Here is a 24,669-nt window from a genome sequence, read left to right as displayed (position 1 = left end):
GCAGTCGAACACGATGTGGATGTCGGGAATCATGCGCTCGACCGTAGTCCGGACCGCGGAAGACCGCGGTCCTGCGGCATGGCTCCACGGGGTATTAGCGGGGGTTGAGGTGCCCTCGGGCCGTCCTGGTCGTGGCGGTTCGGGTTCATGGGGTCGCCTGGCAGGGATGGGTCGGGTCAGCATGTCATAACGTCACGGACGCCCGCGATCTGCTCGCCGCCGCGTTGGCGACAAGGCGCACCAGCTTGCGGAACGATCTTCGCCGCAGCCGGGTGGATCCAATGCTTGTCGGCCGCTGAGATCACCCTGCCCACGGCAGCGCGGTGTGGGGTGACCGTGACCGGCGGCGGATGGGTGAGGCCGCGGGAGCAGCGGTCTGGACCACGGCGGGCGTCGCGGTAGCTCAAGGGATCCACGAAGCTGGCCGGAGGTGAAGTGCTACCTCGATAGGGGGCTTAGCCCTACTGCCCCGACCCACCCGGCGACCGCAGGCTCTAGTGCAGAGATCGGGAGCTGGGAAGGGGAAAGACAATGGGAAAGCCGGCCGCATTGCTCGCCGCGCGGGTCAGCGCGATCGTGTGGATCGTCGCTTGCGCGGTGCAGTTCGTCGTGTGGGCGATGATCGTGGTCATCGGGGGTGACCTCGTCGCGCCGTGGTGGATCTGGACGGTGCTGACCGGTGGGCCCGTGGTGCTCGCGGTTTGGTGGGTCACCGGGGCGCTGCACGCGGCCCGGCGGGCGCTGGCGCGAGAGAGTGGGTGGACGCCGTGACCGCGCCGGTGCGGATGGCGGCGGTCCGTAAGACGTATGGCCGGGGTGGGAGTGCGGTCACCGCGCTCGACGGGGTGACCGTCGACTTTCCGGCCGGCACCTTCACGGCCGTCATGGGGCCCTCGGGGTCGGGTAAGAGCACGCTGCTGCACTGCGCGGCCGGGCTCGACGCACCGACCTCGGGGGAGGTCACGCTCGCCGGCACCCGTCTTGCCGGCCTCAGCGAGACGAAGCTGACCGTGTTGCGGCGGGACCGCGTCGCGTTCGTCTTCCAGTCCTTCAACCTGATGCCGGCGCTCGACGTCTGGCAGAACGTCACGCTGCCCGACCTGCTCGCCGGCCGCCGCAGCGACAAGAGGTGGGTCACGGAGGTCATCGAGCGGGTGGGGCTGCGCGACCGGGTGCGCCACCGGCCGGCCGAGCTTTCCGGCGGGCAGCAGCAGCGGGTGGCGATCGCTCGGGCGCTCGCGAGCCGGCCCGCGGTGACGTTCGCCGACGAGCCGACCGGCGCGCTCGACACCCGCACGGCCGCCGAGGTGTTGGGGCTGATGCGGCACCTCGCCGACGCGGGCCAGACCATCGTGATGGTGACGCACGACCCGGTCGCCGCCTCGTACGCGGACCACGTGCTCTTCCTCGTCGACGGCCGCATCGTCGACCAGCTGGGGCGGCCCACCGCGCCAGCCGTCGCGGAGCGCCTCACCCGCCTCGGCACCACTGTGGACGGTGCGCGGTGAACCGGATCGCCTTCGCGAGCCTCCGCCACCGTGCGGCGGCGTCGCTCGCCACGTTCGTGGCGGTGCTGCTCGGCACCGCGCTGCTCGTCACCTGCGGTGGCCTCTTCGAGACCGCGATCCGCCTCGACTCCACCGCCCAGCGGCTGGCCGGCGCGCCGGTCGTGGTCGCCGGCGAGCAGGGGTTCAAGCTGCCGGACCAGGAGCACGAGCGGGTCGCGTACCCGGAACGCTCCCGTGTGGACGGTGACCTGGTCGCCGCCGTCGCGGCCGTGCCCGGCGTGGCCCGCGCGATCCCGGACATCTCGTTTCCGGTGGGTGACTCGCGGCTGGGCCACGACTGGGCGTCGGCCGCGCTCACGCCCTACACCATTGTGGACGGACGCGAGCCGCGAGCCACGGGAGAGGTCGTGGTGGAGAGCGGCAGGCTCGGGGAGCGGATCACGATCCTCGTCTCGGGCACACCGCGCGAGTTCACCGTCACCGGCATCGCCCGCGCACAGCGGCCGGTCGACGCGCCCGCCGTGTTCTTCTCCACCGCCGACGCCACCCGCTTCGCGCCCCGACCGGGCACAGTGGACGCGATCGGTGTGCTCCTCACGCCGGGTGCGGAGGCCGGCGAGGTGGCAGCGCGGGTGGACGCCGCGCTCCCGCCCGAGCTTGTCGTGCTCGCCGGCGCCGACCGGGGCGCGGCCGAGTTCGCCGGCGTCGGGGCGAGCCGGCTGGCGCTGATCCTTGTGGCGGGCATCTTCAGCGGCATGGTGGTCGTGGTCATGGCGCTCGTCGTCTCCGCCACGATCAGCCTCACCGTGCGGCAGCGCCGCCGCGAGCTGGCCCTCCTGCGGGCCGGCGGCGCCACACCCCGCCAGGTGCACCGCATGGTGGTACGCGAGACGATGGCCGTCGCCGTGCTCGCCACCGCCTGCGGGGCCGGCGCGGCGTGGTTCGTCGCCAGCCGCGTCTTCGAAGCCAGCGCCGCGCGGGGTGTGGTGCCCGAGGCGCTGGTGTTCCGGCTGGGGCCGATCCCGTTCGCCGGGGCGGTGCTCGTCTCGCTGGTGATGGCGCGGATCGCTTCGCATCTCGCCGCCCTGCCCGCCGCGCGTACCCGGCCGATCCAGGCACTGGCCGAGGCGGCGATCCCGCCGGTGACGGTCGCACCGATCCGGCGGCTCCTGGCCGGAGTGTTCGCGGCCGGCACGGTCGCGCTGGCGGTCACCACGATGTTCCTCGGTCCGGAGATCGCGCTGGCCATCGGCGGCCCGGCGGTGCTCACCGGCTCGATCGCGGTCGCGCTGGTCGGCCCCGAGCTGATCGACCGGCTCGTGGCGCGGCTGCCGCGCTTCGGCGGGCTGGCGGCCGTGAACCTCCGCGCGCGGGCGGCCCAGTTCGCCGCCGTGCTCACCCCGCTGACCGTGGGCGTGGCGATCGCGCTCGGCAACGTGTACGCGCAGACCACCTACGAGGCCGCGGCCTCCGCCGGCTACACCGACCAGCTCCGCGCCGACGCGGTCATCACCTCGACGGCCGGCGGCATCGCGCCCGGCCTCGTCGACGAGGTGCGGGGCACGCCCGGCGTCGAGGCGGCCACCCCGCTGGTGACCAGCCGCGGATGGCTCGACGAGCCGTACGACGGCAAGGGCAGCGACCCCTCCACGATCCTCGGCGTCGGACCGTCCGCATTGGACGTGCCGGTGTCCGAGGGCACGCTGGACGCCTTCTCCGGCGACGTCGTCGCGCTGCCCGAGAAGCGGGCCGAAGACCTCGACATCGCGGTCGGCGACCGGGTCACGATGCGCTTCGGCGACGGCGCGCGCGTGCCCGTCACGGTGGTAGCGCTGCTGGACAGCCCGTCGCACTACGCCGGGATGGTGGTGCCGCCCGAGCTGCTGGCGCCACACACGACGGCTGGCGCGCCGCGGCAGCTGCTGGTCCAGGGCAGGTCCAGCGGGCTTCCGGAGTGGCCGAGCACCACAGTGGACGGTGGCGGCGCGCTGCGGTCCTCGTTCGAGGCCGGCCTCGACGTGCAGGGCTGGATCAGCTACCTCGTCGCCCTGCTCGCCATCGCGTACGCGGCGATCGCCGCCGTCAACACCATGGCGGTGGCGGTGCTGTCCCGGCGCGGCGAGTTGGCGGTGCAGCGGCTGGCCGGCGCCACCCGCCGCCAGATCCGCCGCATGCTGCTCACCGAGGCGGCGGTCCTGGCCGCGATCGCGGTGGGGCTGGGCACGGCGATCGCGGCGTTCACGGTGCTGCCGATGGCCGTCGCGCTGGGCACGCTGATCCCGCGCGGGCCTATCTGGGTGTACGTCGCGGTGGTGGCCGCCGCGTTCGTCATCGTGGGCCCGGCCACCGCCCTGGCGGCCCGGATCGCGACCCGCCGCCGGGCGATCGTGGAAAGCCATACGTAAAGCCTTTGCAAAGAGCCCTGACTAGCGATCAACGGGGAGCCGTACGGTCGATCGGCTAGACATCGAGCCTCTTGAAACAGTGGGGAGTTTGTCATGTGGCGAAAGTCCGGATCCCTGTTCCTACGCCGACCAACGGTCAGGCGGGCATCGGCGCTCACGGCGGTCGGTCTGGTGGCAGCGTCGGTCATTGTGGCGATGCCACCTGAAGCCGTGTCTGCCCAACCCGGCCCGGATCTCGTGACGGTCGACGGCACCCCGATACCTCGCTTGGGGGCGTTGCGGGTGCCGCCCACCCGGCCGAGCTCGGGGGCCCTGAGCCCGGCCACCGACCCGTCGACGCCCGCCGCGGCACCGAGCGCGCACGACCGGGCACTGGCCGAGGCGGCCAGGACCGGGCGGCGCGTCGAGATCGTCCAGGAGCGCTCCGAGTCCTCGACCGTCTTCGCCAACCCGGACGGCACGTACACCGCCCAGCTCGCCTCCGCCCCGGTCCGCGCGCGCGCCGCCGGCGGCTGGCTCCCGGTCGATACCCGCCTGGTTGTCAAGGACGGCGTGGTGCGGCCGAAGTCGGTACCCGGGAAGGTCACGCTGCCGGGCGGCGGGGGCGAACCACTGGCGTTCGGCGGGAAGGACGGCGGTGGCGTCACGCTCGACGTCGGCGGCAACCTGCCGAAGCCGGCGATCGCGGGCGACACCGCGACCTACGCCGGCGTCTTCGACGGCGCGGACCTGGCCGTCCAGGCGACGACCGTCGGCACCGAGATCTCGGTCGTGATCCCCGAGCGCGGCGCCGGCCGGCCACGGTACGAGCTGCCGATGGGCTTCGACGGCCTGACGCCGGTGCAGGACGGCACCGGCGGGCTTGTCCTGCGCGACGCCGGCGGCGCGGTGGCCGGCTACACGACCGCGCCGGTCATGTTCGACGCCACGCCGACGACGGTGCCGGGCGTCGCGGCGCACCGTGGCGAGGTGACCGCCAAGCTCGAGCGGCGCGGCGGCGGCTACGTCATGGTCGTCACGCCTGACCAGGCTTTCCTCGAGGACCCCAAGACTGTCTACCCGGTGACGATCGATCCTTCGACGTCTTTCACGCTGGTGTTCGACACCTTCGTCGACCAGCTGCACCCGACGGCGAGCCACGCCGGCGAAGACCGCCTCTTCGCCGGCACGACGCCGTTGACCGGCCCGGTGCGCTCGTTCCTCCAGTGGAACACCGCCCCCATCGAGGGCAAGAACGTCTCGGCCGCCACGCTGCGGCTCTACCAGGTCTGGAGCGGGGCCGGCGGCTGCACGGCATCGCCGCTGACCGTACAGGGCTCGGCACACATCGGCGCGAGCATCACCTGGAACACCCAGCCCGCGCGTGACGGCGTCACCTGGGGCTCGGCCAACACGGCCGGCGACGAGACGGCCTGCCCCGCCCAGGTCGGGCACAAGCAGCTCAACATCACCGGCTTGGCCGCGAAGTGGGCCGGCGAAGCCGGCACGCTCGGCAACCTGGCCGTCCTGGCCAGCGAGACGAACTCCACCCACGCCAAGTCCTTCTACAGTGGAGAGACCGGTCTCGGCACGCCGCTGCTCGACGTCACCTACTTCACGACGCCCGGCACGCCCACCGAGCTCTCCTACCAAGGCAACCCCGTCGTCGACACCCTGCGGCCGGTGTTCTCGGCCCGGTTCCCCGGCGGCGACCCGCAAAACCGGATCGGCAGGTTCTCGTTGCGCGACTCGACGAACACCGAGATCGCCAGCCACAACGTGTCGGTCGCCCAGAATGCCACGGCCGGATGGACCGTGCCCGACGACGTGCTGGAGCCGGGCAAGGCGTATACCTGGCAGGTGCGCTCCTGCGCCGGCCCGGCCGGTGCCGAGACGTACTGCTCGGCCACCGTGACGAGCCCGTTCGCCGTCAACCCCCGCCTCGGCGCGGGTGACCGGCCCTTCTTCACCTACACCGGCACCGCCGTGACCGACCGCTCGTCGGTGCGGGTAAACGTGGCCTCGGGTTCGCTCGTGCTGCACGCGACCGACCTGTCGATCGCCGGGGCCGGGTTGCCACTCACGCTCGACCGCACGTACAACTCGTTCAACCCCGACTCCGGCATGCTCGGGCGGGGATGGAGCGGCAGCTACACCGACACCGTGTACCTGTCCGAGTGGCCGGGCGGCTCGTTCACGTTCCACGGCGAGAGCGGCGAGGTCAGCCTCATCAAGAAGAACAGCAGCGGCGGATGGGACCCGTCCGGCGACCTCGACGCGTCGTTCGTAGACGCCGGTGGCTTCGGCGTCTACGCCCTGACGTTCCGGCACGACCGGGGCCGGTACAAGGCGGGCGACGCGCTGTACTTCTACAACACGGGGCCGAGGAAGGGGAAGCTGCACAGCTACGTCGAGTCGCACGGCCGCGGCAACGGCGTCACCTACAACGGCGACAACATCCCCACCCAGGTCGTCGACACCAAGTCGCGGCCGGTGAACTACACGGTCAGCGGCGGCCGCCTCGAGCTGCTCAACGACCCCAACGGCGCGCGCACCGTCGACTATGGATATACGACCGCACCCTCCGGTGCCGTGAAGCTCACCTCCGTGGTCGACGCCGAGGGCAACACCACCGCCTACGGGTACGACTCGAGCGACCGGCTCAACCGGATCACCGATCCCGAAGGCGGCGAGATCCGCATCGCCTACGACGGTGAGAACCGCGTGACGAGCCTGACCCGCGAGATGGGCGCCGCGGACTTCGTCACGACCTTCGCCTACACCGACAACCTGCCCGGTGCCGGCAACGACCAGACCGTGGTCACCGACGCCAACGGCCACGAGACCACGTACCGCTACGACAGCGGCAATCGGGTCACCAGCGTCACGAACGCCAAGGCGCAGACGGAAAACACCACCTTCGACACCAACTCGAACGTGACCGAGGTGACGGACGCCGCCGGCGAGGCGACCACGTTCGCCTACGACACGACCCGGAACAACCCGACCTCGGCGCAGATCCCGACCGGTGCACAGTGGACGGCGACGTACGACACCGGCGGCCCGGGAATCGTCCCGTTCCGCCCGCGGACCGACACCGATCCCCAGACGCGCAGGCGGACCCACACCTGGAACGCGAACGGCGACCTGCGCCAGAGCGTCAACCAGCTCGCCACGGAAAACACGGTTTCCGCGACGTACCACGGACTCGACGGGGCGAGCTGCGCCGGGGCTCAGGAGGGGCAAGTCTGCCGCACGACCAACGCGCGCGGCCAGACCACCGACTTCACCTACACCGGCGGTGACCTGACCGGCGTCAACCACGGCCCAGCCCAACTCGGCGACGTCGAGATCACCTACGACGCCGTGAGCCGGCCGGCGAACGTCGACGACGGCAAGAACCAGGACCGCTCGTTCACCTACGACAAGCTCGATCGGGTGAAGACGGTCACCGACTACGACGGGTTCGTCACCTCGTACAGCTACGACAGGAACGGAAACGTCAAGTCCCGCACCGACCGGGCCGGCTCGTGGACGTTCACCTACGACGGCGACAACCGGCTCACCTCGTCGGCGGGCCCCGGCACCGACGACGTCTCGTACACGTACGACCGGAAGGGAAACGTCACGTCGGTGACCGACCCCCTTGGCGGCACGACCGAGTACGAGTACACGACGATCGACGAGGTCGACGTCGTGCGAGACCCGCAGGGTAAGGAGACCACCTACACCTACCACGCCGACCACCGGGGCTGGCGCGAGGTCGTGCGCTACCCGAGCGGCGTCGAGCAGCGTCTCGCCTACGACTCGTCCGGGCGGGTGACGAGCATCGAGGCATACAGCCCGGCGGACGTCCAGCTGACCAACTACGACTACCTCTTCACCAGCGGTGGGACCGACCGGGCGCTGCGGCAGCGCGAGACGACGCACAACGGCGTCACCAACTACACGTACGACAACGCCAACCGGCTCACCACCGCCGACTACACCGACTCGCCCGGCGGCGCGCCGGCGGTGGCGGACCTGTCGTTCACCTACGACGGCAACCACAACAGGCGGACCAGCACCCGCAACGGCACGCCTACCACCTTCGGCTACAACACCGCCGACCAGCTCAACACGGGCGGGGCCACCTACGACGCCAACGGCAACATGACGGCCTCGACCGCCTACGGGGTCGCCGCCGCCGGGTACAACGCCACCGACCAGACGACCAGCCTCACGCCGGCCGGCGGGCCGGCGCGGGCGCAGAGCTTCGCCGGCACCGCCCAGTCGCAGTGGCACACCAGCGGCGGCGACAGCTTCGTCACCGCTGGGACGATCGGCATCACCGCGGTCGACCGCCCGTCGGGCGACGTCACCTTCGTGCGTGACCCGGGCGGCAACCTGGTCTCGATGCGCCAAGGCGGCCAGACCTACCACTACGTCTTCGACGGCCGCGGCTCCGTCGTCGGGCTGACCGACAGCTCAGGAGCGCTGGTCAGCACGTACATCTACGAGCCGTACGGCCGGCGGGCGCACGCGACGGGCACGCTGTTCAACCCGTTCCAGTACGACGCCGGCTACACCATCGACGGCGCGGGCACCCTCTACAAGTTCGGCACCCGCTTCTACGACGCCAACAACGCCAACTGGACCCAGGTCGACCCGCTGCCGAACCAACCCCGCTACGCCTTCGTCAACGGCGACCCCGTCAACCACTCGGATCCCAGCGGGGCCATCGACATCAACATCGACGTCGGGCCCATCGAGATCGACGAAGACCTTGAGTTCGACCTCAGCTGGGGGTGCGTGGCCGGAGCGCTCGGCACGGTCTCGGCGATCGGAGCGGCGGCGGCCGCGGCGCCGATGTCGTTCGGCGCGTCGCTCGCGGCGGCCGGCGGCATCTCGGCCGCGGCCATCGGGACCGCTGATACCTGCACGGAGTAGGAGACGCGGCAGGGAGCCGGCACCCCGGGTGGTGCCGGCTCCCCGTGGGCGTGCCCCGGTCGCCGCGCCGATGTACGCCCCGGAGGGCCGCCGCCGAGGAGCGGCGGCACTCACGTCAGGCCGGCGCGTTCCACTTCTGGTTGGCCGCGCCGGTGCAGGTCCAGATCTGGAGCCGGGTGCCGTCGGCCGAGTTGTTGCCGGTGACGTCGAGGCACTTGTTCGCGTAGGCGCTGACCAGGTCGCGTCCCGCCGTATACGTCCACTGCTGTGACGCGCCGCCGTGGCAGTCCCACAGATGGGTCTGCGCGCCGTCGGCCGTGCTGGGGCCGGCGACGTCCAGGCACTTGCCGAGCGCGCGGACCGTGCCGTCGGCGCCGCGGGTCCACTGCTGCGCCCCGGTGCCGTTGCAGGCGTACAGCTGGACCGCCGTGCCGTTCGCCGTCGAAGCGCCCGCCACGTCGACGCACTTGCCGGCCAGGCCGGTGATCGGACCGGTGCTCCCACCACCGCCGCCGCCGGACTGGGTGCCGGTCCAGGTGAACGTCGCGGTGGTGCGGGCGGGCAGCGTGTACGTGAAGGACTGGTTGCCCCAGTTGACCCGGATCGACTGGGCTCCCGTTCCTCCATTGTGGGCGATCAGTGCCTTGGAGCCGTCGGTGTTGCGCCAGGCCACGTTCTGCACGGCGGTGTTGTTGGAGTCGATCCGCTGCGCGCCGGGGCGCACGAACTTGGTCAGGTGGCCGGTCGTGTAGTACTCGATCGTGTTGTCCACCTGGCCGGCCCGCGACCCTCCCTCTTGGACGGTGACGAGGCCGGTGCAGGTGCCGCAACCGCCGTTGTGCGGGCCCATGTTCTGGTTGAGCGCCAGGCTCCACTTCACCAGGCTGCCGCTCCAGTTACGCGCGTAGTTGACGATGTCGTTGAGGTCCTCGTTGTGCTGGTTGGAGACCCAGGTACCGCCGGAGTGCTCGGTGGAGAACTGGCGCACGCTCGGGTACTGGTTGCGCACCTGGGTGCCGACGGCCGGGTCGCCGAAGTAGCCGTGCCACGCGATGCCGCCGAAGAGCGGGTCGTTGCGGACCGCCGCGTCGGCGAGGATGCCGGAGCCGATCTGGCCGTAGTCGCCGTAGTTCCAGTCGTGGACGAGCACCTTCGTGGTGATGCCGGCCGCGCGGAACGCGGGGTAGAGGTGGTTCTTGGTGAACTCGGTGAGCCCGGACGCGTTCCAGGACATGCCGGGGTAGTTCATCGCGGTCGGGTTGCCGGCCTGGCAGCAGTTGGGTTCGTTCTGCACGGACACGTAGTCGATCGGGATGCCGGCGGCCTGGTAGCTCTGTACGTACTTGACGAAGTACTGGGCGTACATCGGGTAGTACTCGGCGCGCAGCCACCCCATCTGGTCCATCCGGCCGTTGTCCTTCATCCAGCCGGGGGCGCTCCACGGCACGCCCTTGACCCGCAGTGCCGGGTTGAGCTGCTTGGCCTGCTGGGTGAGCAGGCGCACGTTCGTGTCGTACCCGTTGGCGCCGAAGTCGTCGAGGTTGCAGCAGGTGTCGTCGAGGGAGACGTTGCCGGGGCGGGAGAGGTCGGAGGCGCCGATCGGGTTGCGGACGAACGACAGCCCGATGCCGTCGGTGGGGCTGAAGAGGCGGCGCATCACCGCGTCCCGGGTGGCCGCGCTGATCGGGCCGCCGCGGAAGAGGTACGCCGTCGTGTCGGTGATCGACGCGCCGCCGCCCTCGAATGTCTGGTAGCGCACGTTCTCGTTGACGGTGATGGTCTGGTTGGCCGAGCCGCCGGCCGGGCCGAACGCGGTGGCCGCCTGCTGCTGTAGGCCGCGGGTGACGCTGCGCCCGCCGCCGTCGGAGGTGGTGGTGAGCCAGATGTTGACCTGCTCGCCGGCGGCGTGCGCGGACGGCGACAGCACGATCGTGCCGGCCGCGGCGGCGAGGAGGGCGGCCGTGCCGGTGACGGCGGCGAACAACCGCCGCCCGCGGGCTCCTGCTCTGGGCATGAAGGGATCTCCCTCGCATAGGGATCGTCTCGCCTGGCGATCCCGCCAGGCGACGCCGGACATGGATGTGCGGCGTCAGACCCCCTCACCGCTCCGGATCAGCGGGAACGGCGATGGCCTCGGGTGGGTCCAGCGCCCGCTGCCGCGCACAACCCGGAGGCGCGACGGCGGTAACGAAGATGAAACACCCACCTGGAACAAGTGTCAATATGTAACAGGCGCCGGGCCGGTGGAGCCGCGGACCACCAGCTCGGTCGCGAGCTCGACGTGCAGCGCGTCGAGCTTGTGCGCGTCGAGCAGGCGGACCAGCAGGTTGACCGCCATGCGGCCCATCTCTTCCAGCGGCTGGCGGACCGTCGTCAGCATCGGCTGGGTGGCCCGGCTGACCTCGATGTCGTCGAAGCCGGCCACCGACAGGTCGGCGGGCACGCGCAGGCCGCGCTCGGCCGCCGCGCGCAGCGCGCCCACCGCCATCTTGTCGTTGAACGCGACCAGCGCGGTCGGCCGCTCCGGCAGGTCGAGCAGCTCGCGGGCGGCCCGGTAGCCGTGCTCGGCGGTCGGCTCGACGACGAACCGCACCAGCTCCGGCACCGGCAGCACGCCCACGTCGGCCAGCGGCGCGACGTATCCGGCCTGGCGGTGGTCGGTGACCAGCCAGTGGCGCGGGCCGCCGATGATGCCGACCCGCCGGTGGCCCAGCTCGACGAGGTGGGTCATCAGGCGGCGGGCGCCGGCGAAGTGCCCGGCGGAGACCGCGGGCACGTCGCGCGGCGGCGGGGTGCGCGGGTCGACGACCACGAACGGGAACCGCCGGTCGCGCAGCCGCTCGAGATCCTCGCCCGGCTCCGGCGGGAGGATGAGGACGGCCCCACACAGCGAGGTCCGGCCGGGCAGGCCGGCGAGCACCTCCGCGTGCTGGGCGGCCTCACCGGCGTTGAGCACGACGGGCCGGCCGTGCACCTCGAGGGTCTCGGCGACCGACGACACGATGATGCCGAAGTAGTCGGTCAGCACGTAGGGGCAGCGCACGTAGACGGCCGCGCCGCTCGCGGCCTCGGCGGCGGGGCGGCGGCGCGGCGTGTGCTGGCCGAGCCGGCCCATAGCGCGCAGCACGAGGTCACGGGTGTGCGGCGCGACATTGGCCCGCCCGTTGATCACGCGGGACACCGTGGCGATGGACAGGCCGGTCTCGGCCGCGACGGCACGCACCGTGACCCGCTTTGTTACATCGCCTTGTTTCATGTTGGAACAGCATACGGGGTCAGCGCTCGCGTGCCGCCTCGAAGCCACGCGCGGCCTCGATCGGCACGACGTCGGCGAGCACCGATTCGCATGCGCGGTGATACCCCCGTCCGGCCAGATCAACCCTTACTGCGAGCGGCGCCGAGGGGAGGTACCGTGGCGACTGATGTTCGACCACCCCGCACTGTTCTACCGAGGGCCAGACGAGTACCTCGCCGGCACCCTGCCGTTCATCCGTGACGCGCTGGCCGCCGGGGAGCCCGTCGCGGTCGCCGTGCCCGGTGCGAACCTCGAGAGGATCCGGGCGGGTCTCGGCGCCGACGCGGAGCGGGTGCGGTTTCACGACATGACCCGGGCCGGTGCCAATCCCGGGCGGATCCTGCCGGGCGTGCTGCTCGCGTTCGCCGATGCCCACCCCGGCCGGCCGGTGCGCATCATCGGCGAGCCGATCTGGCCGAGCCGCAGCCCGCTCGAGTACCCGGCCTGCGTGCAGCACGAGGCGTTGATCAACGCGGCCTTCGCCGGGCGCGCGGCGAGCATCCTGTGCCCGTACGACGTGGCCGGGCTCGCCCCGCACGCGGTCGAAGACGCCTACCGCACCCACCCGGTCATCGCCACGACCGCGGCCCGCGAGACGAGCCCGGGATACGAGGACCCCGTGGCGGTCGCGCGGAGCTTCAACCTCCCACTGCCCGACCCGCCGGCCGGCGCGGCGACCACCACGATCGAGCTGAGCGGGCTGGCCAAGGTGCGCGCCTTCGTCACGGAGGCGGCCGAGACGGCCGGGCTCGGCGCCGACCGCACCGACGACCTGATCATCGCGGTCAACGAGCTGGCGACCAACACCGCCGCGCACACGACGCCGGGCACCGGCGCGCTGGCGATCTGGACCGAGGACAGCATCCTGGTCTGCCAGGTGCGCGACGGCGGCCACATCGCGGCGCCGCTGGCCGGCCGCGTGCCGCCGCCCCCGGACAGCTTCTACGGCGGGCGTGGCCTGATCCTCGTCAACCAGCTGTGCGACCTCGTGCGGGTGTACACCCGGCCGGGCGCCACGACGATCCGCCTGCACATGCGCCTCACCTGATGGTGAGGACGGTCGCCTCCTCGTGCACGGTGGTGGCGACGTCGAAGCGGGCCTCCAGCATCCGCGCGGCGTAGTCGACGTCGTCGACGAACGGCACCGGCAGCAGCGACGCCGCGTCGGGCGCGTCATGGGCGGCGACGAGCACCACCCGGTCGGCCTTGCGCAGCGCCTTGGTCACCATCAGGCTGAGGTCGTCGGGCATCAGGAAGCGCCACAGGTCGATGTGGACGAACTGGCTGAACTGCCCGGTGCGAAAGTCTTGCAGCATCAGGCCGAGCCGGTGCCAGTTGGTGTCGCCGATCGGCGCGTCCTGGTCGAACGTGTGCGAGCCCGGCCCGAGCGGCAGCCCGGACACGCCGTAGCCGGCGATCAGCGTGCGGTCGCCGAGCCCCGCGCGGACCTCGGCGGGCAGCACGGCCGGGCGCCCCAGTCCGGCGCGCCGGCAGGTGTCGACGGCGTCGGAGTAGAGCCGCACCTTGCCCATCACCTGGCCCAGCGTGGCCGGGCTGTGCATGGCCTCGAAGTCGTAGCGCGGGTGCTTGCGGGCGATGTACCGCAGGTTGTCGAGCGTGCCGAGCAGCTCGCCGGTCGGGCGGTAGTGCGGCATGTGGTACGCCATCGCGGCGGGCTCGCGGACGAAGAGGTCGGGCGGGCAGCCGTGGTGGTGGAAGACGCGGTAGAACAGCTCGCTGTCTTCCAGCCCCCACTTGACGATCGCCTCGTCGAAGCCGCCGACCGCGTCGAACGTGGCCTTGTCGACCGACGCGTTGTGGGTGAACCCGAGCAGCCACGGCGCGCGGGCGAAGTCGGCCAGGTGCTGCGGGTGGGCGGTGTGCCCGTCGCGCGGGTCGCCCCGGTAGGCGTCGAGCATCTCGGGCGTGGGTGACTCACCCCGGGTCAGCGCGCCGGCGGCGGCCCAGTCGATGTCGTACCGCTTGCCGAGCAGCACGCCGGGCCGGCCCTCGCGCGCGGCGTGGAACGCGGCGTGCCGCTCGAGCAGCGCCGGGTGGGCCACCGAGTCGGCGTCGACGAACAGCAGCACGTCCGCGCGCGCCCGGGCGGCACCGGCGTTGCGGGCGGCCGAGCGGCCACGGTTGCGCTCCGCCACCACGCACGTGACGTCGAGCCGGTCGGCGTACTTGTCGACGGCGGGCGCGAGCGGCACCGGCGAGCCGTCGTCGCTGACGATCACCTCGAAGTCCGCGGCCGGCATGGTCTGCCGCGCCAGCCCGCCCAGCGTCAGGTCGAGCAGGGGAGCGTTGTTGTACGCCGGGACGACCACACTCAACCGGAACCGACTCACATCGAGGAGGCTAGGTGAGGCGGCTCTAGGATCGGTCGGAATCCGGTGTGATCCAGCTGATCGCCGCGCCGCGTGCTCCCTGCCCCTCCACCGTGGGGTCGCCCTCCGCTCGGGCGAGGGCTCCGCATAGCACACGCATCGAAATATTTGGTTAAGGCTATTTACTGTTAGCTTTGTTTACCGTATGTTGATGCGCATCAACCCGAGCGGATCCCCCTAAACAAGGAGGATTTAATGCGAAGACGCATCACCCTCCCCCTGCTCACGCTCGCCGCCGTCATCGGCTCGCTCCTCGTGGCGGTCACGCCGGCGCAGGCGCACGGCTACGTCTCCTCGCCGCCCAGCCGGCAGGCGATGTGTGCCCAGGGCCGGGTCGCCGACTGCGGCGACATCGTCTACGAGCCGCAGAGCGTGGAGGCGCCCAAGGGCTCGATGCAGTGCAACGGCGGTGGTTCCCGGTTCGCGGTGCTCAACGAAAACCGCAACTGGCCGACCACCTCCGTCGGACAGAACGTGACGTTCAGCTGGGTGCTCACCGCCCGGCACGCCACCAGCACCTGGGAGTACTTCGTCGGCGGTTCGCGGATCGCCGTGTTCGACGACGGTGGACGCCAACCCGCGGCGAACGTCTCGCACAGCGTCAGCCTGGGCGGGCGCAGCGGCCGGATCACCGTGCTGGCCCGGTGGAACATCGCCGACACCGCGATGGCCTTCTACGCCTGCGTCGACCTCCAGGTCGGCGGCGGCGGTGGCAACCCGCCCCCGACGACGCAGCCGCCCGCCCCCGCGTGCGGCACGGCGTGGAGCGCGAGCGCGGTCTACACCGCGGGAGCTGTGGTCTCCCACAACGGTCGCCGCTGGCAGGCCCAGTGGTGGACGCAGGGCGAAACCCCCGGCACGACCGGCCAGTGGGGCGTCTGGCGCGACCAGGGCGCCTGCGGCTGACCTCTATCGAGGGTCCGCGCCGCCCCGGGCGCGGCGCGGACCCGTCACACGGCGGGAGGCGGAAGCATGCGACGAGCGCTCGTCCTGGTGACAGTCTTCGCGGTCGGGGCGTGCGGTGCGGAGCCCCGAAACCAGGCGCCGACACCGCCTCCCGCCACCACGGCGGTGACCCTGCCGGCCACTGTGGACGGTGCCTACAACGGGACCGACCTGATGTTCCTCCAGATGATGCTGGCGCACCACGAGCCGGCGGCCGCGCTGCTCGAGTTGGGGCGAAGCAGGGCGACCCGGGCGGACGTGCGCGGGTTGGCCGGTGACCTGGCCACCGCGCAGGCCGCCGAGACCCGCGCCGTCACCGATTGGCTGGAGGCGTGGGGCAAGCCGCTCACCTCCGACGCCCACCCGGACGCGCACGCCGCGCACGGCGGCCTGCCCGCCCTCGGCGACAAGGAGATCGCCGAGCTGGGGCGCCTGGGCGGCGCCGAGTTCGACACCGCGTTTCTGAACATGCTGATCGGGCACCAGCACGGCGCCGTCGAGCTCGCCCGCATGGAGGCGACCGGTGGGCAGAACCCGCAGGTGAAGGCGCTGGCCGCCCGCACCGACGAGACGGTGCGGGCGCAGATCCAGCAGCTGCTCAGGATGGTGGCGGGGTGAGGTTCACCAGTTCGAGTTCGTCACGCCCGTGCCCAGGATGATCTGGTCGAACTGGTTTCCGTCGTTGTCGTCGGTGTACGCGATGCTCACCTCGGACCACGGCGACACCGCGATCGCGACCTGCTCCTGCCGCCCCGCGGTGGCCTGGCTGAGCATCTGCGCGCCGAGCCGCCCGTCGCCGGTGCCGTCCGGGTTGCGGCCGGCGACCCACACCTGCGGGTCGGCGCCGGCGACCGTCCACGCCAGCGCCACGTTGCCCTGGTCGTCGATGCCGATGCCGGGCGCCACCCCGGCCGACGCCACCGCCAGGTCGGTGTGGCGGGGGCTGCCGGCCGCGGTGAACGACCGCGCCCACACACCACCGGATTCCCACGCGACCGCGAAGTCGCCCGCGTAGCCGGCCGCCACCGCGGGCCGCTGCTGCTGGCCGGCCGTCTGGGCGTTCGCCAGCCGCCGGGACAGGGTGACGGCGCCGTTGGCCCGGGCCAGCCGGACCAGGCCGATGTCGCCGCCGTTGCCCCACACCACGAGCGCCTCGCCCGAGGGGAGCGCCGCCACGTCCGGCCGCCGGTGGTCGCCCGTGGTCTGGCTGGCGACCACCTCGTACGCCTTCGTGGTCGCCGCGGTGTAGCCGGCCGCCCGTACCGTCGCGGGGTTCGTGCCCTGGATGTCCTCCCACGCCACCGTGAACGCGACCGCGCTCGTGCTGCCCGGCACGCCGTCCGGGTCGACCGACACCTTGGGGAAGACCTGCTGGCCGTCGGTGCTGGCGTTGGCGCGGCCGGAGGCGAGCACCGTGCCGGTGGGTGATACCACGCGGTAGGGGACGTTGTAGTAGCCGTTGCCGTCCGGGTCGTCCGCCCACACCACGACCGCGTTGCCCCGGTCGTCGAGGCCGACGTCGGGCGTGACGTGCTTCCACGCGACGCCGCTCGTGCCGCCGGCGGAGAGCTTCAGCTCGTACACCGGAGCGCCGTCCTTGAAGAGCCGCAGGAAAATCTCGGAGTGCGCGTCGTCGGCGGGCGCGGTGGTGTCGCGGTCGTCCTCCCAGACCACGGCCACGTGGCCGTTGCGGTTGGCCGCGATCGCCGGCACGTCCTGGTCGCCGGTGGCGGTGCTGTTGGCGGTCGACCACGTCACGGCTTCCACGCCGAGCATCAGGATGGCCGTCGCCGTCGAAACAAGCGACATGTCACACCGCCTGGAGGCCGGGCTGGCCGTCGAGGATGACGAACGAGCGCAACGTGGACACCGCCGCGCCGTGCTCGGTCACGCTCGCCACCGTGCGGAAGTCGGCCCGCACCTGGGTCTGCGAGATGGTCGTGCGCGTGTACCCGCGGCGGTCCGAGTGGAAGCGCAGGTGCGGGTTGGTCGCCGCGTTGGGGATCGTCGTGGTGCCGCTGCCGTCGCCGCCCGACGTGATCGACGTGCAGACGAGCTCGGTGCCGATCGTCGCCGAGCTGGGGTTGGCGTAGTCGGCCTTGAGGTCGTTGGCCCACGCCCGGTGCACGTCACCGGTCAGCACCAGCGGGTTGCGCACCGCGCGCTGCACCCAGCCCTGCTGGATCCGTGTGCGGGAAGCCCGGTAGCCGTCCCACGCGTCCATGTTGGACGCTCCGGCCGCGTCGTACTGCCGGGCGAAGAACACCTGCTGCCCCAGGACGTCCCAGGTGCCGGAGTGCTGCGCCAGCCCGTCCAGCAGCCAGGTCTCCTGCGCCGAGCCGGTGAGCGAGCGGGAGGCGAGGTCGGCGTCGGCGCACACCTTCCACCCGTCGCCGCACGCCTGGTCCGAGCGGAACTGCCGGGTGTCGAGCATGTGGAACGTCGCCAACCGTCCCCAGTGGACCCGCCGGTAGAGCGCGATGCTGTTGCCGCTGGGCGCGGCCGAGGGGCGCAGCGGCATGTTCTCGTAGTAGGCGCGGTAGGCCGCGGTGCGCCGGGCCGTCCACTGTGCGGCGGTGAGCGCCGGGCTGCTGTCCGCGCGCGTGTTGGTGGCGTAGTTGTTTTCCACCTCGTGGTCGTCGGGCACCACGAGCCACGGCGCGGCCGCGTGCGCCGCCTGGAGGTCGGGGTCCGACTTGTACTGCGCGTACCGCCGCCGGTAGTCGGCCAGCGACACGATCTCGGCGCCCACGTGCTCGCGCACCGAGCCGGCCGTGGTCGCGTCCTCGTAGAGGTAGTCGCCGAGGTGCAGCACGAGGCCGGGGGAGTCCTCGGCCAGCCGCCGGTACGCGGTGTAGTAACCCGACTCGTAGTGCGCGCAGGACGCGAACGCCATCACCAGGTCACGCCCGAACGTGCCGGCCACCGGCGCGGTGCGGGTGCGCCCGACCGGCGAAATGTGCCCCTGCGCGCGGAACCGGTAGAAGTAGTCGGCGTCCGGCGCCAGCCCGCCGGCCACCACGTGCACGGAGTGGGCGTCGGCGTAGCGCGCGGTCACCACGCCTGCCGCGACGAGCGTCGTGAAGCGGTCGGTCGTCGACACCTGCCAGTCGACGACCACGTCGGAGGTGGGCATGCCGCCCTGCCCGTCGGCGTTGAGCGGGGCGGGTGCCAGCCGGGTCCAAAGCACGACGCTGTCAGGTGCCGGCTCACCTGACGCGACGCCCAGCCGAAATGGGTACGGAACGGCCGCGGCCACGGATCGGGTCGGGAGAGCGGCCGCACTGGCGACCGCGATGCCACTGAGGACGAAGGTACGGCGGGAGAGCTTCCTCATCCTCTGACTTTGATCGTCATGGATAAACGAGGCAAGCCCTAGGCGATGAAGATTTCCGCCGCGACCGGTGTCTAAACGGCTTTCACGTAACGCTGGCAGGGCACCGGAATCGGCCCGTCCTCGCCGGCCGCGGGGTAGTCGAAGGCCCCCTCGTCGACCCAGCCGCACCGCTCGTAGAAGCGCCGCGCACGGGCGTTACCGGTGGCGACGGCGAGCCAGGCACGCGCGTGCCCACCCGACGCGACGAGCCGCTCCGCCGCGGCGAGCAGGTCACCGGCGACACCGCTGCCCCGGTGCCGGCGCGAGACGTACACCTGCTCGACCTCGTCGCCGACCACCATCACGAACCCGGCCACCTCGCCGTCGCGCACCGCCACGGTGGTGTCGTCCACCCGCTGCGCCGCCCGCGAGCCGAACGACTCCTCGGTGCGGATCGCGACGAGCGCGTCAGGCACGTGGCCGAGGTGACCGTCCTGCCAACCCTCGTACCAGATCTCGGCCACAGCGGCCGCATCGCCCATCTCCGCCGCTCGAATGATCACCCACCGAGTCTAGAGACCTTTCGGAGTCAGGGGCCCCTCGAGACAGGTTTCCCGGGTTCGCGTCAGCTGCGGACCGCCGCTCCCGCCGGAGACCGCTGCGGCCGGCGGCTCGCCAGGGCTCGCCGAAACCCCCGGCCTCCGCTGCCAGGCCCGCGGTCCACGATCCACCGATGAGGGCGCACCTACCAGGCCCGGGGCCGTGAGGCCCGGCGCAGCCGCCGGGGTGAGCGCGACCAGCGGTTACGCGCGTGGTGGCGCTCCGGCAGATTTTCCCCCGTCCGTGTCAGCTGGAGACCGTATGCTCCCGCGGGGACCGCTCCCGGCCGGCGGCTCGCGGGGCGAGCCGAGATCCCCGGCCGTCCACTGCCGGGTCCGCGGGACAAGCCCCGAAGGGGGCTTCGCGGGGCCTATCTCCGCCGTCCTGACGCGGCGTTACCAGCTCATGGGTCGGGACTTCGAGATCTAGGAGAGTTGGGGTTGAAATAGCGCCTTAACTCTCCGAGATCTGGGATCTCGCGCCGCTCACCTCGCCGCGGCGGTTACCGGCGGCGACGAAACCGCTGTTGCTTTCCCAGAGCGCCGATCCGGGAGCAGGCATTGTGGACAAACAGCGACCGTCGCGCGGCCCGACGGGGTGAGCGCGGCCAGCGGCGGACGGGTGAGGCCGCGGGAGCGGCGGTCTGGACCACGACGGACGTCGCGGTAGCTCAAATCTTTGTCCTAAAGGAAACTTAGCGCCGGCCACCTCGACTCCGATAGATGCAGTTTCCCATTCAGGGCTGCCCCCTTGGGGGCGTGGGCAGGGCCGCGCGGGGAGTCCGCGCGGCCCCATCCCCCCGGTGTGGTTTCAGGTCGCTACTTGAGCTCTACCGACGAGAGGTCGATGACGCCGACCCAGTCGGTCTTGATGGGCTTCAGGCGCTTGGAGATGCCGGACTGCTGGGACACCGTGACGATCGGCATCGACGGCACCTCGGCGTCCACGATCTTGATGGCCTCGGTGAACTTGGCGTGCGCCGCGTCCGGGGTCGAGGCCTTCGTGCCCTCGGCGTAGAGGCGGTCGACGTCCGCGTTTTCGTAGAGGCCGTCGTTGGAGGCTGCGCCCTTGATGTACAAGGGGCCGACCCAGTTTTCGGCGTCCGCGTAGTCGGCCTGCCATGCCGCCCGGTACGGTCCGTCCATCTTGTGGGCGTTGACCTGCTGGCGGAACGCGTCGAACGTGGTGATGCCAAGGGCCACCGCGTCGATGCCGAGGGTGTTCTTGACGCTCTGCGCCACCGCCTCCATCCAACCCTTGTGGCTGGAGTCGGAGTTGTAGCGGAACACCAGCTGGCCCTGGAAGCCGCCGGCCTTCTGGAGCAGCGCCACGGCCTCGTCCTTGTCGTACTCGCACGCGGTGCAGGCGAACCCCTCGGCGCCCGGGGTGCCCGGCGGGGCCCAGCTGGTGGCCGGCTTGCGCGTGTTGAAGAAGACCTTCTCGGAGATCTCCTGCCGGTTGATCGCCAGCGAGATCGCCCGGCGCAGGTCCGGGTTCTTGAACCGCTCGTCGTAGATGGGGAACGCGATCCTCTGCTGCACGGGGACCGCGACCTCGATCGCCCGGTCGCCGAGGTCGCCCTTCCAGGCCTCGTCGGCGAGGTTTTCGACCGGTACCTGCTGGAGGAAGTCGAGGTTTTCGGAGAGCAGGTCGGCGTAGGCGGCGGTGATCTGCTGGTAGAACTTGACCGTCACCTCCTTGACCTTCACCTTGTCGCCCACCGTGTAGTCGTCGAAGCGGGCCAGCTTGAGCTCGACGTCGTCGGTCCAGCTGACGAACTTGACCGGCCCGTTGCCGATCGGCTGGCGCCCGAACGCGTCCGGGCCCTGCTGGAAGAAGGCGTCGGGCATCGGGGAGTACGCGGCGAAGCCCAGCTTGGTCTTGAAGATGGAGAACGGCGCCTGGAGCTTGATGGTGAACGTGTAGTCGTCCACCACCTTCAGGCCGGACATCGTCTGCGCGGTCGGCTTGGGTGCCTCCCGCGGCCCCGCGCCGTCCGGGTCGGGCGGGTTGACCGCGGTGAAGCCCTCGATGTCGCCGAAGAAGCTCGCCTGCTGCTGCCCGTTGGTGGCGAGGGCGGTGAAGTTCCACGCGTCGACGAAGTTCTTCGCCTTCACCTCGGTGCCGTCGTGGAACTTCGTGCCCTTCTTGATCCGCACGGTGTAGTTCTGCGAGTCGGCCGTCTCGATCGACTCCGCCACCGCGTTCTGCGGGTCGCCGCCGCCCGGCGGGTAGGTGACGAGGCCGGTCCACAGGTGGTCGACGATGTTGCCGCCGCCGGTCTCGCTGGTGTTGCCGGGCACGAGGCCGACCTCGGGCTGCGTGCCGTTGATGGTGATGGACGCGTTGGCGGTCGCGCCCGTGTCTCCGGTATCCTCACTGCCACCGCCGCAGCCCGCCGCGACGAGTGAGAGCGTCGCGATGGCAGCGGGCATGACGATGCGCATCGACCGATGCATCTTGTGCATCTTGCCGACTCCCTTCCTGATTTAGCCCGCGTTGTATCGCGCCGCGCGGGGGTATCGGCGCGGCGAGCGGGCGTTATGGGGTCTGTCAAAAGCAGGTGGTCCTGCCGTCTTCCTGAGGAACGCCCGAGCCCGCCCGACTGGTTGTCGCGGGTTTCCGCAGAAGGGAATGATGTGTGCGTGGATACACCGGCGGCTGAGGTCGATATCGACGCAAGTCTCGTCACCCGGCTCGTCCGGGCGCAGCACCCGGACCTCGACGGTCCACTGTGGCTCGTCGCGAACGGGTGGGACAACGCCATCTACCGCCTCGGCGACGACCTCTGCGTGCGGCTGCCGCGCCGGGCCCTCGCCGTCGACCTGATCCGCAACGAGCAGCGCTGGCTGCCGGCCCTCGCCGCGCGGGCCGGCGGGGTCGTCCCCGCCCCGGTGCGCGCCGGCGTGCCCGGCGAGGGCTACCCGTGGCCGTGGTCGATCTGCCCGTGGTTCGAGGGGCGCCCGGCCGCGGACGTGTCACCGGCCGAGCGCGGGCCGGCGGCGACCGACCTGGCCGAGTTCCTGGCCCGGTTGCACGCCCCGGCGCCCGCCGACGCGCCGCACAACCCGTGGCGCGGTGTGCCGCTCACCGCCCGCGACACGGCGGTACGCGAGCGCCTCGCCGGCACGCCCGACCTGCTCGCCCTCTGGGAGCGGCTCGTCTCCGCGCCGGTCTGGGGCGGGCCGCGGTACTGGTTGCACGGCGACCTGCACCCGGGCAACCTCGTGCTGGCGCCCTCCGGGCCGGCGCGGCTGGCCGCGGTCATCGACTTCGGCGACCTCACCGGCGGCGACCCGGCGAGCGACCTGTCCACCGCGTGGCTGACCTTCGACGCCGCCGGCCGGGCCGCCTTCCGGGCCCGATACGACGCGCTCACCGGCACCGACGCGGACACCTGGGTACGCGCGCGCGGCTGGGCGCTCAACCTGGCCACCGCCATCGGTGCGTTTTCGGACGACAGCCCGCGCCTTGCCGCGATCAGCGCCCACGCTCTCGCGGAGGTGCGGCGCGAGCCCTAGCCGCCAGTGCGACCGGCCCGCTCGTCAATTGACCAAGCCCTATCGATGTACATAGCATCGACATCGAACTAAGTCGTGAAGGAAGTGCGCGCGGGGCGGCGCCGGACTCCCGGGACCAAGGGGAGGAGCCTGTATGGGTCCCGTCCGTCGCGCGACGATCACCGCGGTCGCGCTCACCACCGTCATCGCCGGCGCCGCGCCGGCCGCCGCCGAACCACCGGCCGCCACACCGGTGACCGTCACCGTTGACACCGCGCACCCGTCCGGCCGGCTGCCGGCGGACTTCGTCGGGCTCTCGTTCGAGATGCGCGAGCTCGGCATCGGCAACATCGACCCCGCCAAGGGCAACCTGGCCGCGCTGCTGCGCACGCTGGGCCCCAGCAACGTCCGCTTCTCCGGCAACACCCTCGACCGCGACACGCTGTGGCTGCCGCGCGGCCAGCAGCCGCCCGACCCGCTGCCCGAGTGGGTCAAGCACATGGTCACGCCGGCCGACATCGAGCGGCTCGACCGCTTCCTGCGCGCCACCGGCTGGCGGGCCGAGGTCGGCATCAACGTGGGCCGGTGGGATCCGGTCGCGGCCGCCGACCAGGCGCGCGAGATGTTCCGGATCCTGCGCCACCGGCTCGTCGCGGTCGAGTGCGGCAACGAGCCCGACCAGTGGGCGATGCGCGGATACCGGTCGGCCGGCTACGCGTACGCCGACTACAGGGCCGACTGGGAGGCGTGTGCCGCGGCCGCCGGCAACCAGCGGATCGCCGGCCCGGACACCGCCTCGCCGAGCTCGTCGTGGGCCACCACTCTGGCCCGCGAGGAGCGCGGCAACGGGCTGACGATGCTCATGATCCACCAGTACAGCATGGATCCGACCGGCACGATCGCCCGGCTGCTGTCGCCGCAGACCAACGCCGCGCAGCGCTCGGCCGTCTCCACCAACCTCGCCGCCGCCAAGGAAAACGGCCTGCCGATCCGCGTCGACGAGACCAATTCGGCGTGGGGCGGCGGCATCGACGGGGTCAGCAACACGCACGCCTCGGCGCTGTGGGCGCTCGACTACAGCCTCCAGATGGCGCAGCTCGGACTCGACGGCGTCAACTTCCACGGCGGCCTCGGCGTGTGCGGCAAACCCATCTGGAACGGCCGGTGGCAGCTCTACACGCCGATGTGCGCGGCGGACACGGCGGGCGAGGCGGCCCAGCGATACCGGGCGATGCCCATCTTCTACGGGCTGTGGCTGGCCCGGCGGATGGGTCCGGGCCGCTTCCTGCCCGTGGCCCTCGCCACCGACCGCAACGTCAACGCGTACGCCGTCCGCGGCGACGACGGGCGGCTGCGGATCGCGATGATCCAGAAGGAGGACCCGTCGACCGGCCCGGTCCGCCTCGACCTCGCCGTGGGCCGGGGCGGCGGCACCGCGCAGGTGCTCCGCCTCACCGGCAGCGGGCTCGCGGCGGCGGACACCACCGTGCAGGGCGGGGTGGTCGACGACAGCGGCCGGCTGGCGCCGGGCCGGGCCGAACGGGTCCGCGTCCGTGACGGCCGCCTCGGCGTCGACCTGCCGGCGGGCAGCGCGGTGCTGATCACGGTCGACTGCTAGGCCGTGCTGGGTCGCCTCGCCGCCGTGGGAGGCGAGGCGACCCAAGGGGGCGGTCTGCATTGGTTGGCAGAAGATCAGAAGATTGTCCCGGGTCCGCGTCAGCGGAGGACCGCCGCTCCCGCCGGAGACCGCGCAGGCCGGCGGCTCGCGGAGCGAGCCGAAATCCCCGGCCTCCGCTGCCGGC

At 71.8% G+C, this 24,669-nt stretch carries 16 protein-coding genes; 9 read left to right on the top strand and 7 right to left on the bottom strand.

Annotated features, from left to right (window positions below; genetic code table 11):
• Nucleotides 1-531 precede the first annotated feature (531 nt).
• The 4 genes from AC5L36_RS29940 (at nucleotide 532) to AC5L36_RS29925 (ending at nucleotide 8,821) form a co-directional block, all read left to right on the top strand.
• Nucleotides 532-771: a hypothetical protein gene (locus tag AC5L36_RS29940; protein WP_441214961.1), complete on the top strand. Its 240-nt coding sequence runs from the start codon at nucleotides 532-534 to the stop codon at nucleotides 769-771.
• Nucleotides 772-785: 14 nt separating this feature from the next.
• Nucleotides 786-1,508: an ABC transporter ATP-binding protein gene (locus tag AC5L36_RS29935; protein ID WP_441215401.1), complete on the top strand. Its 723-nt coding sequence runs from the start codon at nucleotides 786-788 to the stop codon at nucleotides 1,506-1,508.
• Nucleotides 1,505-3,913: an ABC transporter permease gene (locus AC5L36_RS29930; protein ID WP_441214962.1), complete on the top strand. Its 2,409-nt coding sequence runs from the start codon at nucleotides 1,505-1,507 to the stop codon at nucleotides 3,911-3,913. The genes AC5L36_RS29935 and AC5L36_RS29930 overlap by 4 nt, the downstream gene beginning before the upstream one ends.
• A gap of 210 nt (nucleotides 3,914-4,123) precedes the next feature.
• The gene (locus AC5L36_RS29925) at nucleotides 4,124-8,821 is read left to right on the top strand and encodes a DNRLRE domain-containing protein (RefSeq protein WP_441214963.1); all 4,698 of its coding nucleotides are present in this window, start codon (nucleotides 4,124-4,126) and stop codon (nucleotides 8,819-8,821) included.
• Nucleotides 8,822-8,936: 115 nt separating this feature from the next.
• On the opposite strand, the gene AC5L36_RS29920 is transcribed toward AC5L36_RS29925, so the two are convergent.
• Nucleotides 8,937-10,835: a ricin-type beta-trefoil lectin domain protein gene (locus AC5L36_RS29920; protein ID WP_441214964.1), complete on the bottom strand. Its 1,899-nt coding sequence runs from the start codon at nucleotides 10,833-10,835 to the stop codon at nucleotides 8,937-8,939.
• Between the two features lie 204 nt (nucleotides 10,836-11,039).
• Complete coding sequence (locus AC5L36_RS29915; RefSeq protein ID WP_441214965.1) at nucleotides 11,040-12,077, bottom strand: LacI family DNA-binding transcriptional regulator; 1,038 nt, start codon at nucleotides 12,075-12,077, stop codon at nucleotides 11,040-11,042.
• A gap of 166 nt (nucleotides 12,078-12,243) precedes the next feature.
• On the opposite strand from AC5L36_RS29915, the gene AC5L36_RS29910 reads away from it, so the two are divergent.
• On the top strand, nucleotides 12,244-13,164 hold the full coding sequence (locus AC5L36_RS29910) for an anti-sigma factor RsbA family regulatory protein (RefSeq protein WP_441214966.1): 921 nt from the start codon (nucleotides 12,244-12,246) through the stop codon (nucleotides 13,162-13,164).
• Here the strand turns inward: AC5L36_RS29910 and AC5L36_RS29905 are convergent.
• Nucleotides 13,157-14,467 carry a glycosyltransferase gene (locus AC5L36_RS29905; RefSeq protein WP_441214967.1) on the bottom strand — a complete coding sequence of 437 codons (1,311 nt, stop codon included), beginning with the start codon at nucleotides 14,465-14,467 and terminating at the stop codon, nucleotides 13,157-13,159. The genes AC5L36_RS29910 and AC5L36_RS29905 overlap by 8 nt on opposite strands.
• Nucleotides 14,468-14,701: 234 nt before the next feature.
• Here AC5L36_RS29905 and AC5L36_RS29900 point away from each other — a divergent pair, with 234 nt between their 5' ends.
• A complete protein-coding gene (locus AC5L36_RS29900) occupies nucleotides 14,702-15,412 on the top strand; it encodes a lytic polysaccharide monooxygenase (protein WP_441214968.1) in 711 nt (236 codons plus the stop codon).
• Nucleotides 15,413-15,478: 66 nt separating this feature from the next.
• Nucleotides 15,479-16,069 (top strand): DUF305 domain-containing protein, encoded by a 591-nt coding sequence (locus AC5L36_RS29895; RefSeq protein WP_441214969.1) that lies wholly within the window; start codon nucleotides 15,479-15,481, stop codon nucleotides 16,067-16,069.
• A 3-nt stretch (nucleotides 16,070-16,072) separates the two neighbouring features.
• Here the strand turns inward: AC5L36_RS29895 and AC5L36_RS29890 are convergent, their stop codons facing one another.
• From AC5L36_RS29890 to AC5L36_RS29875, 4 genes are all read right to left on the bottom strand, one after another.
• Entirely contained in the window at nucleotides 16,073-17,260 is a 1,188-nt protein-coding gene (locus AC5L36_RS29890; protein WP_441214970.1) for a hypothetical protein, read from the bottom strand.
• A 1-nt stretch (nucleotide 17,261) separates the two neighbouring features.
• The gene (locus AC5L36_RS29885; RefSeq protein WP_441214971.1) at nucleotides 17,262-18,788 is read right to left on the bottom strand and encodes an alkaline phosphatase D family protein; all 1,527 of its coding nucleotides are present in this window, start codon (nucleotides 18,786-18,788) and stop codon (nucleotides 17,262-17,264) included.
• Between the two features lie 71 nt (nucleotides 18,789-18,859).
• Nucleotides 18,860-19,330 carry a GNAT family N-acetyltransferase gene (locus AC5L36_RS29880; RefSeq protein ID WP_441214972.1) on the bottom strand — a complete coding sequence of 157 codons (471 nt, stop codon included), beginning with the start codon at nucleotides 19,328-19,330 and terminating at the stop codon, nucleotides 18,860-18,862.
• 855 nt (nucleotides 19,331-20,185) lie between these two features.
• Nucleotides 20,186-21,835, bottom strand: coding sequence for a peptide ABC transporter substrate-binding protein (locus tag AC5L36_RS29875; protein WP_441214973.1), 1,650 nt, complete (start codon nucleotides 21,833-21,835; stop codon nucleotides 20,186-20,188).
• 177 nt (nucleotides 21,836-22,012) lie between these two features.
• Between AC5L36_RS29875 and AC5L36_RS29870 the strand changes: the two genes are divergently transcribed.
• Together AC5L36_RS29870 and AC5L36_RS29865 are read left to right on the top strand one after the other, a co-directional pair.
• Nucleotides 22,013-22,888: an aminoglycoside phosphotransferase family protein gene (locus AC5L36_RS29870; RefSeq protein WP_441214974.1), complete on the top strand. Its 876-nt coding sequence runs from the start codon at nucleotides 22,013-22,015 to the stop codon at nucleotides 22,886-22,888.
• Nucleotides 22,889-23,021: 133 nt separating this feature from the next.
• Complete coding sequence (locus AC5L36_RS29865; RefSeq protein WP_441214975.1) at nucleotides 23,022-24,485, top strand: glycosyl hydrolase family 79 C-terminal domain-containing protein; 1,464 nt, start codon at nucleotides 23,022-23,024, stop codon at nucleotides 24,483-24,485.
• Nucleotides 24,486-24,669 lie beyond the last annotated feature (184 nt).

This window comes from Phytohabitans sp. LZ39 (genome assembly GCF_059359075.1).
The sequence above is the reverse complement of the archived record's forward strand: the minus strand, read 5'-3'. Positions and strand labels throughout refer to the sequence as shown.